Here is a 16,527-nt window from a genome sequence, read left to right as displayed (position 1 = left end):
CCACCGGCCTCACTCAGGTGTCCCAGACCCGGCGGACCTGTTCGAAGCGGGTCGGCAACGGAGGGCGGCGCGCGGCGTACCGCGCGTTCGTACGGTGGACGAAGCGGCGCCACGAGAGCACCAGCCCCTGCCGGGTGATGGGCAGCCCGGCGGCGACGGTCACGCCGTTGTCATGGGTGTGGTGCACGGTGAGCAGCAGTGCGTCCGGGATGGAGCCCTCCAGTTCGGCGCACAGCTCCTTGCGCACCAGCAGCCAGCGGCGCAGGACCAGGATCGTGCCGGCGTCCAGACCGTGGCGGCGCGGGATCCGGTGCTTGCCGTGTTCGATGGTCACCCACCCCGCGTCCAGGTCGAGCGACCCCATGGTGCAGCGCAGCAGACCGCCGTAGCGGGCGCCGCTGGCCCGGGCCAGCCCCACGATCACCGCGAGCCGTACCGTCTCCGGCTTCGCGCCGTTCTCCAGGGCCTGCACGGACAGCAGCCGCCAGATCCACTCCGCCTCCGCGGCCGACACCACCGGACGCGGATACCGGTCCTCGGCAGCTTCCGTCGTCACACCGTCACCTCCCGCTTGGCACATTATTTATGCTGCCGGAGGGTTCACAACCCCAGATCGCTCAGGCCGGGGTGATCGTCCGGGCGGCGGCCGAGCGGCCAGTGGAACTTGCGGTCCGCCTCCGTGATGGGCAGATCGTTGATGGACGCGTGGCGCTGCGTCATCAGACCGTGGGCGTCGAACTGCCAGTTCTCGTTGCCGAAGGAGCGGAACCAGTTTCCGGACGCGTCGTGGCATTCGTAGGCGAAGCGCACCGCGATGCGATTGCGCTCGTACGCCCACAGCTCCTTGATGAGCCGGTATTCCAGCTCCTTCGCCCACTTCCGGGTCAGGAAGTCGACGATTCCCGGGCGGCCGTGCGGGAATTCCGTGCGATTGCGCCAGCGGGAGTCGACGGAGTAGGCGAGGGCGACCTTTTCGGGGTCGCGGGAATTCCAGGCGTCCTCCGCCTGACGGACCTTCTGGAGTGCGGTCTCCCGGGTGAACGGCGGAAGCGGCGGTCGCTCGGTCACATTCTCTCCCTCGATGAGCTTCGCGGGTGATCCATGGATGACGGTTCACACGGTACGGTCGGCGCGTGCGTCTCGTGCTGATGTCGGACACCCACCTCCCGCGACGGGCCAAGGAGCTGCCGCGGGAGCTGCTGGACCATGTGGCGCGCGCCGATGTGGTCCTGCACGCGGGCGACTGGGTCGACACCGCCACCCTCGATCTGCTGGAGGCGCGCTCGCGGCGGCTGATCGGCGTGTACGGCAACAACGACGGGCCCGAGCTGCGGTCGCGGCTGCCGGAGGTGGCGTACGCGGAGCTGGGCGGGCTGCGGTTCGGGGTGGTGCACGAGACGGGCGCGGCGCAGGGGCGTGAGCGGCGCTGCGCACAGCGGTTCCCGGAGCTGGATGTGCTGGTGTTCGGCCACAGCCACATCCCGTGGGACTCCACATCGGCCGACGGACGGCTCCGGCTGCTCAACCCCGGCTCCCCCACCGACCGGCGGCGGCAGCCGTACTGTACGTTCATGACGGCCGTGATCGAGGCCGGTCGGCTGGGCGCCGTGGAGCTGCACCGGCTGCCGCCCCGCCGCTGAAGGCATCGTTTCCTCGCGGCGTTTCCCCCGGGTGTGACCCGTCCGCCCGTTCCTCTCGCCTCGCGTCGAGTTCTCTTCTTCCCTCTTCAGCCCCTGTCCCGTCCCCCTCCGTGGTGCTGATGAGGAGTGACTGATGACGGTACGGAGCGCTGCTTCCGTACGGCGCGCGGCGCTGGCCGCCGTGTCGCTGGGAATGTTCTGCGTCCAGCTGGACGCCTTCGCGCTGAATCCGGCGCTGCCCCGGATCGGCCGCGATCTCGGGGCCGGCGGCGGGCTGCCGTGGGTGGTCAGCGGCTATCTGCTGGCGGCGGCCTCGCTGATGCTGGGCGCCGGGCGGCTGGGCGAGGTGCTGGGGCGGCGGGCGGTGCTCACGGCGGGCCTCGCCGTGTTCGGGGGCGCGTCGCTGGTGTGTGCGCTCAGCCCCTCGCTGCCGGTGCTGGTGGGCGCCCGGGTCGTCCAGGGAGCGGGCGCCGCGCTGGCCATGCCGGTGGGGCTGGCCCTGCTGACGCGCCTCTATCCGCCCGCGCTGCGCGGGCGGGCCCTGGGGTGGGCGATCGGCGTCGGGGGCGTCGCGACGGCGTGCGGGCCGTTCGTCGGCGGGGTGCTGACCGAGGCCGTGTCGTGGCGTGCGGTGTTCTGGCTCAATGTGCCGGTCGCCGCGCTCGCGGCGGGGTGTGCGGCGCGGGCGGCGGAATCCCGGGACGGGGACGCGCCGCGCCCGGTCGGCGGGAAGGGCCTGGCCGCGGCGACCGCGGCGGTGGCCGCGCTCGCGGTGTGCACCGACCGCGGGCCGGTGTGGGGCTGGGCGTCGGGGCGTACGGCCGCCGCCCTGGTCCTGACCGTCGCCCTGTTCGTGGTCTTCCTGCGGTGCGAACGGGCGGCGCCGAACCCGCTGGTGAGCCCGGTGCTACTGGGCAACCGGGCCTACGTGGCGCTCACCGCCGCCGGTGCGGTGGCCAATGCCGCGACCGTGGTCTTCCTCTTCGTGGTGCCGATGTCGCTCCAGGGCTCGTGGCGGCTGTCGGCGGCGGCCGCCGGAGCGGCCTTCCTCGCCCCTGCCGCGGCCATGTCCGTGGCCGGACCGCTGGCCGGGCGGATCGCCCCGGCGCGGGCGGCCGGGGCGATGGCGGGGTGCCTGGGCCTGGGCGGGGCGGGCCTGTGCGCGGCGCCGATGGCGACGTCGCTGCCGGGCTACGTCCTGGCGGCAACGGGCTGCGGGGCGGCGCTCGGGGTGGCGGGGGCGCTGACCCTCATCGCCACCCAGGCGGCCGCGGGCCCCGAGCGGGCGGGCGAGGCGTCCGGCGTGACCAAGACGGTCATCACGACCGCGGGCGGCCTCGGCGTGGCCCTGAGCGCTCCGGCCCCCGGGACGTCCCTGACCGCGGCCGGTGTGGCCTGCCTGGCCACCGCGCTGCCACTCGCCGCCGGGGCGTGGCGGGGTCTGTGCCCCTCCGCCGAGCGCACGGATTGAACCCGCGGCCTGGTTGCGACAAAGTGAACATAAGGCACATATCCCTTATCCGGCTCGGTGGCCGCGGACCGAGGTGGCCGCACACCGAACCCCGACCCGACGAGGGCGCCATGTCGTATTACGGCGATGAGAACACTCCCCCGATGGGCACGCCCGCCCATGCCTCCCCCAGGAACGCGTCGGGCGTGCTGCGCGCCCATGACGCCGGCCTGCTGGTGGTGCGACTCGGCGTCGGGCTGATCGTCGCCGCGCACGGGGCACAGCATCTGTTCGGCTGGTGGGGCGGGCCCGGGATCTCCCGGACCGCCATGGACTTCGCCCGCCTCGGCTATCCGGCGCCCCGGTTGATGGCCGTCTGCGCGGGGCTCACCGAGACCCTGGGCGGGCTGGGGCTCGCCGTGGGGCTGCTCACGCCGCTGGCCGGGGCCGCCGTGGCGGGCACCATGGCCAACGCGGTCGCCGCCACCTGGAAGCTCGGTCTCTTCGGCGGTTTTGAGTTTCCGCTGCTCATCGGCGTGTGCGCGGCCGGGCTCGCGCTGAGCGGGTCGGGCCGTATCGCGATCGATGCGCTGATTCCCGGGCTGCGGTCGCAGCGGATCGGCTACGGTGTGGCAGCGCTCGTCCTCGCGGCGATCCTGGCGACGGTCACGATCCTGCTGCGCTCATGACGCGGCGCCCCGATCCGTACCGGCTCACGGTGAACGGGGCGCGGCGGTTTTCCGTATGGCTCTGTATGCGCCCTGGCAGGCGGGGCGCGGACCGATGAACCCAACGGAGGACCAGCTCATGAGTGAACGGTTCACTCCTCCCATCCAAGCCCTCCCGGACGGGGATGCCGAAGTCCGTCTGGTGCTCCATCTGCCGTGGGACGTGGTCTCCGCGCTGGGTCAGGAGGCCGGGCGGCTGGCCGCCCAGATGCACCGGCCGGTGAGCCTGGACGAGGCGGTCAGCCACCGGCTGCGCACCCAGGCCATGAGCGCCGCCCACGCCAAGCCGCCCCAGCTGGAGCGGAACCAGCCCGCGCCCACGCCGTCCCCCTCGGCGCAGTCCACGACCCGCTCCCCCGGTGAACAGGCCCGGCAGGCGATCGACAAGATCAACGGGTCCGCCGCTTCCGCCAACGGCAGCCACAACGGGACCGCACCCAGCGGCACCGGCCAGGGCGGCTCCCACAGCGCCACCGAGGCCTCCGGCCCGCCGCCCGGCGCCACCGCCGCGGACACGCCGCCCTCCGACCGCGGAATCCTGGAACGCCCCGCCCGGGCCACCGGCCCGGTGAACGGGACCGCGCACGGCCCGGGGTCGCTGAACGGCAACGCCACCGAGATGCCGAGATGAGCACCACGGCGTAGTCGCCGTACGTGTGAGGGTGCCGTCCGGCGCGGACGGCACCCTCACACGTACGGCAACCGCCCTCGCGAGAGCCCGGCGCTCAGACGACCTTGACGACGTCGAGTGACCGGTTCAGGAACTGGATGAGCTGCTGCACCCGGATCTCGTCCGCCGTGTCCACCTCGATGGTGATCCTCCGCTGCCCGTCGACGGGCGCGGCGACGTCCATGGTGAGCACGTCGAACTGGCGATGGGCCAGGATCGAGGCGATCCGGGCGACCGCCAGGGGCATGGCGACGACATCGAGTCGCAGCAGTTGTGTGGTGGCTGGCATGAGGAACACGGTTTCAAGGGCCCGATCCGTGCACAACAGAAGTGTGCACAACGACGCGCGACACGCTCCTGTCGAGAAGTCCACCTGCGTCGAGAGTGATCGTTGAGGGAAGCGCTGCTTACACTTGCGGCATGTCGGCACCCGTACACCTCGACTCGGTCGATCTTCAGATCCTGGAGTTGTTGCGAGCCGACGGGCGGCGCACCGTTCGTGACATCGCGCGCCTGGTGCAGCTTTCCCCGGCGCCGGTCCGGCGGCGCATCGCACGCCTGGAGGAGTCGGGGGTCATCACCGGCTACACGATCACGACGGATCAGGCCAAGCTCGGTCAGGGGCTTCAGGCGGTCACCGAGCTGCGTTTCACGGGTGACACGGATATCCACGACATCGTGGAGTTCGCGTCGACGCTGCCGGAGGTCGACGAGGTGCTGACGCTCACCGGCGATGTGGACGCACTCGTCCGGTTGCACGTCGACAGCGTCGACGACCTTCAGAAGGTGGTCAACCGGCTGCGCCGCAAGGGTGTCGGTGTGCTCCAGACGAAGACGCTGATCGTCATCGACTCCTGGCAGCGCGGAACGCCCGTGCCCTGAGCTGGTCAGGACACGGGCGTTCAGGGGACGGCAGGGGGCGTTCTCAGTCCTCTTCGTCGTCCATGAGCGCCAGCAGCGGCTCGCGCTCTTCCTCGGGGACGTACCCGGCGTAGTACTCGTAGAGCTTGCGCCGCGAGATGCGTGCCGCCGCCGGGCCGTCCCCCAGCCGGATCGCCTCCAGCACCTCCTGGTGGTGCTGGAGGGACTCCCGCATCAGCGCCGTGCTGTTGTGCGCATGGGCGACCTTGTCCGAGATCAGCGAGAGGACGGCGCCCCGGACCACCTGGTTGCACACCTCGATGAGGGAGTTGCGGCTGGCCACCGCCACCGCCTCGTGGAACGCGACGTCCGCCTTGCTGAACTCCTCGTACCCGGTCTCGATCGCGTCCGACATGACGGCGAGCGTCCGTTCCATGGCGGACAGCTCCTCCTCGGACCGCAGCCGGGCCGCCAGCAGGCTCGCCGACCCGTCGAGGATCATGCGGAACGAGATCAACTCGGCCATCGACACGTTGTCGAACTGGACGAGCCGGGTCATCTCCTTGGTCAGGCGGGCCGACGAGAACGGCAGGATCTCCGGGCCGTTCGGGTCCCCCGGGCGCGAGCGGACGAGGCCGTTGCTCTCCAGCACGCGCAGGGCCTCCCGCACGGTGGGCCGGCTCGCCCCGAACTGCGTCACCAACTCCCGCTCGCTCGGCAGCCGTTGACCGGGCTTCAGGTCACCTCGCGCGATCGCCTGCTCGATCTGTTCGACGATGCGCTGGTAGAGCCGTACCGGCGAGACCTGCCGGAACTGTGCCCCGTCGCTCAAGGCTTCTCCCCTTCGGGCGTGGTCGATGTCGTCTTCCTCTCCCCCGTGGGCGCGCCGTGGGCGTGGTCCGGCCAGGCCGGGACCGCCTCGGCAGGCCGGTTCCGTTCGTACCATGCCGCCGCCCTTAGGACGCCGAGATCGTCGAAACGGCGGCCCGCGATCTGCACCCCGATGGGCCGGCCGTCCGCCGTCAGGCCGCAGTTGACGGTCGCGGCGGGCTGGCCCGACATGTTGTACGGCGCGGTGAAGCCGATGTGGGCCATGGTCTTCGCGTCCTCCGAGAACGGCATCGGCCGCTCGGCGGAGAACGCCGCCACCGGGGCCACCGGCGAGAGCACCAGGTCGTACGGCAGCGTCGCCGCCACGGTCTGCGCCTGGATGCGCATGATCTGCTGGTAGCACTGGAGCACCCTGGTGCCCGGCACGTCCGCCCCGCCCTGACACCACCGGATGATGTGGGGGTGGACGCGCAGCCGGGCCTCGGGCGGCAGGGCGCGGAAGTCGTTCCAGGACCGCACCCGCCAGAACAGGTCCAGGTCGTCCAGGAGCTCTTGGGTCAGATACGGCTCCACCGGCTCCACGACGGCTCCGGCCGCCTCGAAGACCTCGGCGGCGCGGTTCACCGCGGCGAGGATCTCGGCGTCGCACGACTCCCCGCAGCCCGCGTTGAGGTGCACTCCCACCCGCAGTCCGCGGACCTCGCCGTCCAGCGCCGACCAGTCGATGTCCTGCGGCGGCAGGCTCGTCCAGTCCCGGGGATCCGGTTGACTCAGGACGCGCATGAAGAGGGCCAAGTCCGCCACGGTGCGCGTCATGGGACCTGCGGCGCGCCCCAGGTACGGGGCGTCCAGCGGGATCCTCCCGTAGCTGGGCTTGAGCGTGGCGAGGCCCAGCCAGGTGCCCGGCAGCCGGATCGATCCCCCGATGTCGGTGCCCACGTGGAGCGGGCCGTACCCCCCGGCGGCCGCGGCCCCGGCACCGGAGCTGGAGCCGCCCGTGGTCCAGTCGGGGTTCCAGGGGCTGCGCGAAATGCCGTGCCTGCTGGAGACGCCCGAGGAGAGCATGCCCCAGTCCGGCATCACGGTCGACCCGAGTATCACCCCGCCGGATTCGAGGACCCGCGCGGTGATGGGCGCGTCCGCCTCCGGGATGACCGGCTCGGTGCCCGCGTTGCCGGAGGGCATGGGGACGCCTCGGCGGGCGACGTTCTCCTTCAGGGTCACGGGCACGCCGTCGATGAGCCCGAGCGGCTCCCCCGCCGCCCATCGGGCCTCGCTGGCCTGGGCCGCCTTGCGGGACTCGTCCGGATCTCGCACCCAGAACGCGTTGAGCACACCTTCCCGCGCCTCGATCACCGACTGGACGGCGTCGTGGACCTGGACCGGCGACAGCGTGCGGTCGGCGAATCCGGCAATCATCTCCACGGCCGGCAGGGCGGCCAGGGCCTGTTCGGTGAGCACCCGCACTCTCCTTCTCCCCCAGCTACCGCTGGGTGGTGCCCCCGGGCGATCCCCGGGGCGTTCGAGCCCTTGACAGGAACAGCTTCAGTCGTCACGGTACCTGGCAAGTGAGCTTACTGGTCAGGCCAGTCATAGCGGAAGGTGGCGTCCATGACGCGGGACACCAAAGTCGTACGGCTCGCGGTCATTCCCGGCGACGGAATCGGCCCGGAGGTCGTCGCGGCGACCGTGCCCGCGCTCCGGGCCGCGCTGGAGGCCGATGGCCACCGGCTCGACGTGACCTCGTTCGACTGGGGCGGCGAGCGATACCTCCGGCAGGGCGCGGCGATGCCGCCCGATGCGGCCGACCTCGTCAAGAAGACGGACGCCGTGTTGTTCGGCGCCGTCGGCCGTCCCGACGTACCGGAGCACGAGCTGGTCTGGGGCCTGATCATCGGCCTGCGGCAGCAGCTCGACCTCGCCGTGAACCTCCGCCCGGTGCGCGCCTTCCCCGGCGTTCCCACCAAGGTGCGCGACACCGACGGCGTGGACCTGGTGATCGTGCGCGAGAACACCGAGGGCGAGTACGTCGGCGCGGGCGGGGTGGCGCACGCCGGGAGCGGACACGATCTCGGGATCGAGGTCGCCGTGCACTCCCGCCGCGTCATCGAGCGGGCGGCGCACCAGGCCTTCGCCCTGGCGGGCCGCCGGTCGGGGCGGCTGTGCCTGGTGACCAAGTCCAACGCGATGCGTTACGGCTATCCGCTGTGGGACCGGGTGGTGCGCGAGGTCGGCGAGCAGTACCCACAGGTCCAGCTGGAAACGGTGCTGGTCGACGCGATGGCCGCCCGTATGATCCAGGCTCCGCGCTCCCTCGATGTGCTGCTCACGAGCAACCTGTTCGGCGACATCCTGTCCGATCTCGCCGCGGTGCTCGCGGGTGGTATGGGCATGGCGCCCAGCGCCAACGTCCTGCCGGACGCGGAGGTGCCGGGCATCTACGAACCCGTCCACGGCTCGGCGCCGGACATCGCCGGGAAGGGCGTGGCGAATCCGGTGGCCTGCCTGCTCTCCGGCGCGATGCTGCTCGACGACCTCGGACACACCGGCGCGGCCCGCCGCGTCCGCGACGCGGTGGCGGACGCCTTGCGAGATACCAGGCACCACACGGCCGACCTCGGCGGCAACGCCACCACGGCGGACGTCGCATCAGCCGTTCTGCACGCGATCGAAAACCAGGGGTAGGACGCATGAAACATCACAAGCGGCTGGCGCGGCACCCCGGCACGGTGGCGGCCACGCTCGCGTGCCTGCCGCTGGCAGCCTGCTCGGCCGGGTCCACCGCGGTCGGGAAGAACACCGGCAACAGCCTCCAGGTCGGCCTCACCGCCGAGCCCGCCAACTTCGACTTCACCAAGACCGAAGGTGCCGCCATTCCGCAGGCACTGCTCGACAACGTCTACGAGACGCTGGTGAAGCTGGACCAGTCCGGGAAGATCCGGCCCGATCTGGCCACGTCGTGGAGCCTGTCCAAGGACCGCAAGACGTACACGTTCCACCTGGTGAAGGACGCCACGTTCAGCAATGGCGCACGGTTCACGGCCGAGGACGCCAAGTTCTCCATCGAACGCGTCGCGTCCGCCTGGACGGTGGCGCAGAAGGCCCAGATGAAGGTCGTGGACTCGGTGCGGGCGGTGTCGCCCACCGAACTCGAGGTCACCCTGAAACAGCCGAGCAACGACTGGCTGTACCGGATGACCACCCGCGTCGGCGCGATGTTCAGCCGGACCGGCGTGCGCAAGCTGGCCACCGAGCCGGTGGGCACCGGCCCGTACGTGGTGAAGAGGTGGAACCGCGGCGACTCGATCACCCTGGCCCGTCGCAACGGCTACTGGGGGCGCGAACCCCACTTCGCGTCGGTCACCCTCAAGTACTTCAAGGACCCGACGGCCATGAACAACGCGCTGCTCACGGGCACCATCAACGTGATCGGCCAGATGCAGTCCCCGGAGTCCCTGTACCGGTTCCAGAACAACTCGAAGTACAAGGTCATCGAGGGCACGACCAACGGCGAGGTGGTCCTCTCCCTCAACAACGGCTCGGGCCCCATGAAGAACCCGAAGGCCCGCCAAGCGGTCCGCTACGCCATCGACCACAAGGCCCTGATGGACACCTGCTGGGCAGGCCGCGGCAAGCTCATCGGCAGCATGGTCCCCCCGACCGACCCGTGGTACCAGAACCTGACGGACCTGTATCCGTACGACCGCGACAAGGCCAAGAAGCTCCTGAAGGAGTCCGGCGAAGCGAACCGCACGCTGCGGCTGCGCATACCGACGCTGCCCTACGCCACCGCGTGCGGCACCGTGGTCAAGAGCCAGCTCGAACAGGCCGGGTTCAAGGTCAAGCTGGACCAGCTGGAGTTCCCCGCCGCCTGGCTGACCACCGTGTTCAAGAACTCCGACTACGACATGTCCATCATCGGCCATGTGGAGCCCCGCGACATGCAGACGGTGTTCGGGGACAAGAGCTACTACACCCACTACGACAACCCTCGATTCCGCGCGTTGCTCAAGAAGGCGGACCAGGGCAGCCGGGAACAGCAGATCACCTCCATGCGGGCGGCGGCCCGGCTGCTGTCCAAGGATGCCGCGGCCGACTGGCTGTTCCTGCTGCCCAACCTGATGGTGGCGGACAAGGACATCACCGGCCTGCCCGTGAACGCCGTCTCCGAGTCACTGGATCTCACCGGCCTGGGCCGGTCATGAAAGGCGGCCTCTACCGATGATCGTCCGTCTGGTTCAGCGGATCACGATCCTCCTGGCCAGCCTTGCCGTGAGCTCCGTGCTGGTGTTCGCGTTCATGGCGGTGCTGCCAGGGGATCCGGCCCGCGTCGCCCTCGGCGTCAGCGCGTCCGACTCGGCCGTGGCGCAACTGCGCCAGGAGTTCGGGCTCGACCGGCCGCTGGTGACCCAATACCTCAGCTGGGTCCACGGGCTGCTGACCTTCGACCCGGGGAACTCCTACATCTCCCACGCGCCGATCGGCCCGCAGCTCGCCGACCGCCTCCAGGTCACCCTGTGGCTCGTCGGCACCGGGATGGTGGTCGCCTGTCTCCTGGCCATCCCCATGGGCACCCTCATGGCCGTGCGGCACCGCAAGCCGTCCGGGCTCGTGCTCTCGGCCCTGTCCCAAGTCGGCGTGGCCGTCCCGGCCTTCCTCGCGGGCATCCTCCTGATCACCGTGTTCGCGGTGGGGCTCGGGTGGCTGCCGGCGAACGGCTGGACACCCCCGGTGCAGGATCCGGTCCTGTTCCTCAAACAGCTGGTGATGCCCGCGCTGGCCCTCGGACTGGTGCAGGCTGCGGTGCTCACCCGCTATGTGCGCAGCGCCGTGCTCGACGTCCTCCGGGAGGACTATCTGCGCACCGCTCGCGCCAAGGGACTCCGCCCGACGCAGGCACTGCTGAGGCACGGCCTGCGGAACGCGTCGGTGCCCGTAGTCACCGTGTTGGCGTTGCAGCTCGCCACGCTGCTGGTGGGCTCCGTCGTCATCGAACGGGTCTTCGTCATCCCCGGGCTCGGCAGCCTGCTGCTGGACAGCGTCGCCAACCGGGACCTCATCGTGGTGCAGGACGTGGTCATGATCATCGCAATGGCGGTGCTGCTCGTGAACTTCCTGGTGGACATGGTCTATCTGCTGATCGACCCGCGGCTCAGGGGAGGCACGTCATGAGTGCTCCGGACATCGAAGCCACCGTCGCGCCCGCGGCGCCCGCCGCCACTCGCCGTCGGCGCCGCCCGGTCACGGGCAGCCTCCTGGTGGGCGGGCTCATCGTCTCGGTCGTGATCGGCATGGCGCTGCTGTCCTTCGTGTGGACCCCGCACGATCCGACCCTCGTCGACCCCTCGGTGCGGCTTCAGGAGCCGTCGTGGGACTACTGGTTCGGCACGGACAAGTTCGGCCGCGACGTGTTCAGCCAGATCCTGATGGGCTCGCGCACCACACTGTTCGTCGGCTTCGTGGCGGTGGGGGTCGCCGCCCTGGTCGGAGTGCCCCTCGGCATCGTCGCCGGAATGGCGCCCCGCTGGTTCGGCGAGTTGTTGATGCGCGGCAACGACCTGCTCCTCGCCTTCCCGGCGCTCCTGCTGGCGATCATGTTCGCCGCCGTGTACGGGGCCGGCACGCTGGTCGCGATGATCGCCATCGGCATCGCGTCCATCCCCCATTTCGCCCGGCTGATCCGCGGCGGCACGCTCCAGGTCATGCAGACCGAGTACGTGATCGCCGCGCGGGCGGCGGGCCGCGGGCCGTTCGCGATCGCCGTGCGGCACGTCCTGCCCAACGTCAGCAGTCTCGTCATCGTGCAGGCGTCGGTCGGTTTCGCCATCGCCGTACTCGCCGAAGCCGCGCTGTCCTTCCTGGGCTTCGGCACCCCGCCCCCCACACCGTCCTGGGGCCGGATGTTGCAGGAGAGCCAGGAGCTGCTGTCGATCGCTCCCCGGCTGGCGGTGTTCCCCGGCGTCGCGATCGCGGTGGCGGTGCTCGGATTCAACCTGCTCGGCGATGGCCTGCGCGACCGTTTCGACCCCAAGCTGGAGGACCACCGATGACCCCGGCACCTGACACGGCGCCCGCCACGGGACCGGCCTCCGGGCAGGGCTCCGCCGATGATGTCCTGTCCGTGCGGAACCTCGATGTCACGGTGGGCGGCCGCACGCTCGTCGAGGACGTCGACTTCACCATCCGGGCCGGCGAGCGGGTCGGCCTGATCGGTGAGTCGGGGTCGGGCAAGTCGCTGACCGCGCTGAGCGTCATGGGCCTGCTCCCCGAGGGGCTCCGGGCCACGGGTTCGGTGCGGCTCGCCGGAGTCGGCCACGACCTGGTGGGGGCCGACGAGGCGCGGATGTCCCGGGTGCGGGGCAAGGAGATCGCCATGGTCTTCCAGGAGCCCATGACCGCCCTGAACCCCACCATGAAGGTCGGGCGGCAGATCGCCGAGGTGCTGCTGATCCACCGGACCAGGCCCGACCGGGCATCCGCCCGCGCCGCCGCCGTGGAACTGCTCGCCCAGGTGGGGCTTCCCGATCCCGCGTCCGCCGCGGACGCCTACCCGCACCAGTTCTCCGGCGGCCAGCGGCAGCGGGTGGTGCTGGCCATCGCCCTCGCGAACGACCCCGCGCTCCTGGTCTGCGACGAACCCACCACCGCGCTCGACGTCACCGTGCAGGCGCGGGTGCTCGACCTGATCGTGAGCGGCGTCCAGGACCGCAGGTCGGCCATGCTCTTCATCACCCATGACCTCGCCGTGGTGGCCACCGCCTGCGAGCGGGTCATGGTGATGTACGGCGGGCGGCTGGTCGAGTCCGGCCCGGTCCGGGAGGTCTTCACGCGCCCCCGGCACCGCTACACCCAGGGCCTGATCGGCGCGTCCGACCTGACCGCGGTCGACGACCGCGGCCGGCTGGTCACGATCGGCGGGTCGGTCCCGCCGGCCGGGCAGTTCCCCGCCGGATGCGTCTTCCGGAACAGATGCACCCAGGCGACCGAAGTGTGCGCCACCAGACCGGATTGGGTCTCCACCGGCCCGGACTCCGGCTACGCCTGCTTCCACCCGGTACCCGAGAGCGGCGCACCCGGGACCGGCACACCCGCGAACCAGGAGGCCGGCCGTGGCTGAGCAGCCGACCAGCGTCCCTCTCGCACCCGGGCAGACGACCGGCCCCGCGCACGCCATCGACGTCCGCGACGTCACCCGCGACTACCGGCGGCCGCGCACCTCGCTGCGCCACCCCAGCCCCCCGGTGCACGCCCTGCGCGGCGTCAGCTTCGCCGTCCCCCAGGGACAGCGGTTCGGCATCGTGGGCGAGTCGGGGTGCGGCAAGTCGACCCTGCTGCGGATTCTGGCCGGGCTCGACCGCCCCACCAGCGGCAGCGTCGCGATCGACGGCCGGGACATCACCGGGCTCCGGGAGAGACGGCTGAAGTTCGTCCGCGAGCGGCTCCAGCTCGTGTTCCAGGACCCGATGAGTTCACTGGACCCGCGCATGCGGGTGGGCGACATCGTGGCCGAGCCGCTCGTCGCCCAGGGGCACGGGAACCGCCGGGAGCGGGTGGCCGAGCTGCTGGAGGCCGTCGGCCTGCGCGCCGACGCGGCGGACCGCTATCCGCACCAGTTCTCCGGCGGCCAGCGGCAGCGCATCTCGATCGCGCGCGCCCTCGCCCCCCGTCCGAAGATCATCGTGGCCGATGAGCCGGTGAGCGCCCTGGACGTGTCCGTACGGGCCCAGGTGCTCAACCTGATCGCCGACCTCGTCGACGAGTTGTCCCTGACGCTGGTCTTCGTCTCCCACGACCTGTCCGTGGTCCGCCATGTGTGCGACCGGGTCGCGGTCATGCACGCCGGGCAGATCGTGGAGACCGGGGACACGGAGCAGGTGTACGAGGACCCGCAGCATTCCTACACACGCAGGCTGATCGCCGCCGTCCCGACCCTGGGCAAGGCACTGTCCGGGGTGTCGGCGGCCGACCTCAACCGGGAGTACCGACCGTGACCACCCACGTCCAACCCGCCGACGGCGAACCCCCCGTGGTGCTGGAGTTCCCCGAGGGTCTTCCCATCGGCGACCGCTGGGTCGAGGCACCCGCCACCGAGGACGTCCGCTTCCCCTACGACGGGACGCTCGTCGCCCGGGCCCCCGTCGGGGACACCGACCTCGCACGCGCCGCGGTCGACGCGGCCGTCGCCCTGCGCGAGCAGGTCGGACGGCTCCCCTCGCACACCCGCAGGGCCGCGCTGCTCGCGACCCACGAGGCAATCGCCTCCCGGCGCGCGGACTTCGAGCGGCTCCTGGTCCTGGAGACCGGCAAGCCGCTGGTCGACTGCCGTGTCGAGGTGGACCGCACCCTGCTGACCCTGCTGACGGCGGCCGAGGAAGTGGCCCGGCTGCACGGGGAGACGGTGCCGCTGGACCTGCTGCCGTCGGGTGAGGGACTGCTCGGCTTCTGGACCCGCAAGCCGATCGGCGTGGTGGTGGGCATCTCGGGCTTCAACTACCCGCTGCTGCTCGCCGCGCACAAGATCGCGCCCTCGCTGGCCGCCGGATGCCCGGTCATCGCCAAGCCCGCCCCGCAGACGCCGCTGGCCACCCTGTGGCTCGTACACCTCCTCCGCGAGGCCCTGCGCTCCGGCGGCGCGCCGCGAGCCGCGGTGCAGCTGGTGACCGGAGGGCCGGAGGTGGGCGTCGCGCTGACCACCGACCGCCGGATCGGGGCGGTGTCCTTCACCGGTTCCGCCGCCGTGGGCCACCGGATCGCCCGCGACGCGGCACCCACCAAGGTGCTGCTCGAACTCGGCTCCAACGCCGCCCTGGTGGTGGCCGCCGACGCCGACCTCGACGCCGCCGCCGACGCGGTGGTGCGCGGCGGCTACTACGCGTCGGGCCAGGCGTGCATCAGTGTGCAGCGGGTCATCGTCGTGGACGCGGTGCGCAAGGAGTTCGTGGACCGCCTGACGGAGCGGGTGGCCCAGGTGACCGTGGGCGATCCCCGCGATCCGCAGACGCGCGTCTCGGCGCTCATCGACAAGCGGTCGACCGAGCGGGTGTGCGCGTGGCGGGACGAGGCGGTGGCGGCCGGGGCGTCCCTGGTGGCCGGAGGCAGGGTCACCGACGGGGTGATCGAGCCCACCGTGCTGCTCGACGTGGACGGCGCCCTCCCCGTCTGGGACGAGGAGGTCTTCGGCCCGGTGGTCGCGGTGCGCTCCGTACCCGATCTGGACACGGCGTTCGACCTGGTCAACGACTCACGCTACGGACTGCACGCGAGCGTCTACACCAGCTCCCTGGACACGGCGTTCACCGCTCTCGACCGCCTGGAGGTGGGCGGAGTGGTCGTCAACGAGGTTCCCGGCTTCCGTTCCGACGTCATGCCGTACGGCGGGGTGAAGGACTCCGGGGCCGGAAGGGAAGGCCCGAGGTTCGCCATCGAAGAGCTCACCGTGACCCGGATGGCAGTGATCCGTCCGACGACAACGAAGCCGTGAGGACCATGGAAACGAAGGACCACACCCATGCGGTGGAGGCGTACTCCCGCCTGTTCAGGCTCGATGGCCGCAAGGCCGTCGTGGTGGGCGCGGGCAGCGGAATCGGCCGCGAGAGCGCCCTGGCCCTCGCCGCGCACGGCGCCACGGTCGTGTGCGCCGACCGCGATCTGACGGCGGCCACGGAGTCGGCGTCGATGGGACCGGGCCTCGTCCCGTACGCCCTCGACGTGCTCGACGGCGAGGCGGTCGCCCGCGCCGCCGACGAGCTGGGCCCCGTCGACGTGCTCGTCTTCACCGCCGCGACCAATGTGCGCAAGCCCCTGCTCGACTACACCGCGGAGGAATTCGAGCGGGTGGTGGCGCTCAATCTGCGCGCATCGTTCGACCTGGTGCGGGCGTTCGGCCGGGGCATGGCCGAACGCGGCGGGGGAAGCATCATCGGCTTCAGCTCGATCCGCGCGGTGGCCGTCGAGCCGGGGCAGGGGGTGTACGCGGCCACCAAGGCCGGACTCGTCCAGATGCTGCGGACGGCGGCGGCCGAACTGGGCCCGTCGGGCGTGCGCGTGAACACCGTCGCCCCGGGCGTCGTGGACACGCCGCTGACCGCGCAGATCAGGTCCGTGCCGGAGTGGTCGGAGGCCTACGCGTCCAAGAGCGCCCTGGGCCGCTGGTCCCGGCCGGACGAACTGGCCGGCGCCGTCGTCTACCTCGCGTCGGACGCGTCGTCCTTCGTCACGGGGAGCCAGCTCTTCGTGGACGGGGGCTGGACGGCGATCGACGGGCGCTTCACGCCGCCCAGCTGACGGGCGCCGGGCATGCTTCAGGCCCCTCTTCCAGGTGGTTCACCCGGAAGAGGGGCCTTCAAG

18 protein-coding genes are annotated in these 16,527 nt (G+C 71.4%); 13 read left to right on the top strand and 5 right to left on the bottom strand.

Features of this window, described 5'->3' with window-relative positions; genetic code table 11:
* Window positions 1–13: 13 nt before the first annotated feature.
* A complete protein-coding gene (locus HYQ63_RS41350) occupies window positions 14–556 on the bottom strand; it encodes a tyrosine-type recombinase/integrase (protein ID WP_179939178.1) in 543 nt (180 codons plus the stop codon).
* Window positions 557–600: 44 nt separating this feature from the next.
* The gene (locus HYQ63_RS41345) at window positions 601–1,068 is read right to left on the bottom strand and encodes a nuclear transport factor 2 family protein (protein WP_179939177.1); all 468 of its coding nucleotides are present in this window, start codon (window positions 1,066–1,068) and stop codon (window positions 601–603) included.
* 65 nt (window positions 1,069–1,133) lie between these two features.
* On the opposite strand from HYQ63_RS41345, the gene HYQ63_RS41340 reads away from it, so the two are divergent.
* From HYQ63_RS41340 to HYQ63_RS41325, 4 genes are all read left to right on the top strand, one after another.
* Complete coding sequence (locus tag HYQ63_RS41340; RefSeq protein WP_179939176.1) at window positions 1,134–1,640, top strand: metallophosphoesterase; 507 nt, start codon at window positions 1,134–1,136, stop codon at window positions 1,638–1,640.
* A 133-nt stretch (window positions 1,641–1,773) separates the two neighbouring features.
* A complete protein-coding gene (locus HYQ63_RS41335) occupies window positions 1,774–3,111 on the top strand; it encodes an MFS transporter (RefSeq protein ID WP_179939175.1) in 1,338 nt (445 codons plus the stop codon).
* 143 nt (window positions 3,112–3,254) lie between these two features.
* Window positions 3,255–3,779 (top strand): DoxX family protein, encoded by a 525-nt coding sequence (locus HYQ63_RS41330; protein WP_179939174.1) that lies wholly within the window; start codon window positions 3,255–3,257, stop codon window positions 3,777–3,779.
* 118 nt (window positions 3,780–3,897) lie between these two features.
* Complete coding sequence (locus HYQ63_RS41325; protein ID WP_179939173.1) at window positions 3,898–4,449, top strand: hypothetical protein; 552 nt, start codon at window positions 3,898–3,900, stop codon at window positions 4,447–4,449.
* A gap of 94 nt (window positions 4,450–4,543) precedes the next feature.
* Here the strand turns inward: HYQ63_RS41325 and HYQ63_RS41320 are convergent, their stop codons facing one another.
* On the bottom strand, window positions 4,544–4,777 hold the full coding sequence (locus tag HYQ63_RS41320) for an ACT domain-containing protein (protein ID WP_179939172.1): 234 nt from the start codon (window positions 4,775–4,777) through the stop codon (window positions 4,544–4,546).
* A gap of 131 nt (window positions 4,778–4,908) precedes the next feature.
* Between HYQ63_RS41320 and HYQ63_RS41315 the strand changes: the two genes are divergently transcribed.
* Window positions 4,909–5,370, top strand: a complete 462-nt coding sequence (locus HYQ63_RS41315; RefSeq protein ID WP_179939171.1) for an Lrp/AsnC family transcriptional regulator — start codon at window positions 4,909–4,911, stop codon at window positions 5,368–5,370.
* Window positions 5,371–5,413: 43 nt separating this feature from the next.
* Here the strand turns inward: HYQ63_RS41315 and HYQ63_RS41310 are convergent, their stop codons facing one another.
* A complete protein-coding gene (locus tag HYQ63_RS41310; protein ID WP_179939170.1) occupies window positions 5,414–6,181 on the bottom strand; it encodes a FadR/GntR family transcriptional regulator in 768 nt (255 codons plus the stop codon).
* A complete protein-coding gene (locus HYQ63_RS41305; RefSeq protein WP_179939169.1) occupies window positions 6,178–7,641 on the bottom strand; it encodes an amidase in 1,464 nt (487 codons plus the stop codon). Before HYQ63_RS41305 ends, HYQ63_RS41310 begins: the two co-directional genes overlap by 4 nt.
* 150 nt (window positions 7,642–7,791) lie before the next feature.
* On the opposite strand from HYQ63_RS41305, the gene HYQ63_RS41300 reads away from it, so the two are divergent.
* Genes HYQ63_RS41300 through HYQ63_RS41265 form a run of 8 tightly spaced genes read left to right on the top strand, consistent with a single transcriptional unit; the run spans window position 7,792 to window position 16,464 of the window.
* Window positions 7,792–8,865: an isocitrate/isopropylmalate dehydrogenase family protein gene (locus HYQ63_RS41300; RefSeq protein ID WP_179939168.1), complete on the top strand. Its 1,074-nt coding sequence runs from the start codon at window positions 7,792–7,794 to the stop codon at window positions 8,863–8,865.
* Between the two features lie 5 nt (window positions 8,866–8,870).
* On the top strand, window positions 8,871–10,385 hold the full coding sequence (locus HYQ63_RS41295) for an ABC transporter substrate-binding protein (protein WP_179939167.1): 1,515 nt from the start codon (window positions 8,871–8,873) through the stop codon (window positions 10,383–10,385).
* A 16-nt stretch (window positions 10,386–10,401) separates the two neighbouring features.
* Entirely contained in the window at window positions 10,402–11,352 is a 951-nt protein-coding gene (locus HYQ63_RS41290; protein ID WP_179939166.1) for an ABC transporter permease, read from the top strand.
* On the top strand, window positions 11,349–12,230 hold the full coding sequence (locus HYQ63_RS41285; protein WP_179939165.1) for an ABC transporter permease: 882 nt from the start codon (window positions 11,349–11,351) through the stop codon (window positions 12,228–12,230). The genes HYQ63_RS41290 and HYQ63_RS41285 overlap by 4 nt, the downstream gene beginning before the upstream one ends.
* Window positions 12,227–13,297: an ABC transporter ATP-binding protein gene (locus tag HYQ63_RS41280; RefSeq protein ID WP_179939164.1), complete on the top strand. Its 1,071-nt coding sequence runs from the start codon at window positions 12,227–12,229 to the stop codon at window positions 13,295–13,297. The genes HYQ63_RS41285 and HYQ63_RS41280 overlap by 4 nt, the downstream gene beginning before the upstream one ends.
* Complete coding sequence (locus tag HYQ63_RS41275) at window positions 13,290–14,171, top strand: ATP-binding cassette domain-containing protein (RefSeq protein WP_179939163.1); 882 nt, start codon at window positions 13,290–13,292, stop codon at window positions 14,169–14,171. Before HYQ63_RS41280 ends, HYQ63_RS41275 begins: the two co-directional genes overlap by 8 nt.
* Window positions 14,168–15,661: an aldehyde dehydrogenase family protein gene (locus HYQ63_RS41270; RefSeq protein WP_218929624.1), complete on the top strand. Its 1,494-nt coding sequence runs from the start codon at window positions 14,168–14,170 to the stop codon at window positions 15,659–15,661. The genes HYQ63_RS41275 and HYQ63_RS41270 overlap by 4 nt, the downstream gene beginning before the upstream one ends.
* 5 nt (window positions 15,662–15,666) lie before the next feature.
* Window positions 15,667–16,464, top strand: coding sequence for an SDR family NAD(P)-dependent oxidoreductase (locus HYQ63_RS41265; RefSeq protein ID WP_179939162.1), 798 nt, complete (start codon window positions 15,667–15,669; stop codon window positions 16,462–16,464).
* The last annotated feature ends 63 nt before the right edge of the window (window positions 16,465–16,527 follow it).

The sequence above is a fragment of the Streptomyces sp. Rer75 genome, from assembly GCF_013414305.1.
Classification (GTDB): domain Bacteria; phylum Actinomycetota; class Actinomycetes; order Streptomycetales; family Streptomycetaceae; genus Streptomyces; species Streptomyces himastatinicus.
Note: the sequence above shows the minus strand (reverse complement) of the source record. Positions and strands in the feature narration are given on the sequence as shown.

Bases quoted from the DNA above. Each gene is read 5' to 3' on its own strand.
- HYQ63_RS41335 (WP_179939175.1), top strand. From the start codon at position 1,774: ATGACGGTACGGAGCGCTGCTTCCGTACGGCGCGCGGCGCTGGCCGCC.
- HYQ63_RS41330 (WP_179939174.1), top strand. From the start codon at position 3,255: ATGGGCACGCCCGCCCATGCCTCCCCCAGGAACGCGTCGGGCGTGCTG.
- HYQ63_RS41325 (WP_179939173.1), top strand. From the start codon at position 3,898: ATGAGTGAACGGTTCACTCCTCCCATCCAAGCCCTCCCGGACGGGGAT.
- HYQ63_RS41320 (WP_179939172.1), bottom strand. From the start codon at position 4,777: ATGCCAGCCACCACACAACTGCTGCGACTCGATGTCGTCGCCATGCCC.
- HYQ63_RS41315 (WP_179939171.1), top strand. From the start codon at position 4,909: ATGTCGGCACCCGTACACCTCGACTCGGTCGATCTTCAGATCCTGGAG.
- HYQ63_RS41300 (WP_179939168.1), top strand. From the start codon at position 7,792: ATGACGCGGGACACCAAAGTCGTACGGCTCGCGGTCATTCCCGGCGAC.
- HYQ63_RS41295 (WP_179939167.1), top strand. From the start codon at position 8,871: ATGAAACATCACAAGCGGCTGGCGCGGCACCCCGGCACGGTGGCGGCC.
- HYQ63_RS41290 (WP_179939166.1), top strand. From the start codon at position 10,402: ATGATCGTCCGTCTGGTTCAGCGGATCACGATCCTCCTGGCCAGCCTT.
- HYQ63_RS41285 (WP_179939165.1), top strand. From the start codon at position 11,349: ATGAGTGCTCCGGACATCGAAGCCACCGTCGCGCCCGCGGCGCCCGCC.
- HYQ63_RS41280 (WP_179939164.1), top strand. From the start codon at position 12,227: ATGACCCCGGCACCTGACACGGCGCCCGCCACGGGACCGGCCTCCGGG.
- HYQ63_RS41265 (WP_179939162.1), top strand. From the start codon at position 15,667: ATGGAAACGAAGGACCACACCCATGCGGTGGAGGCGTACTCCCGCCTG.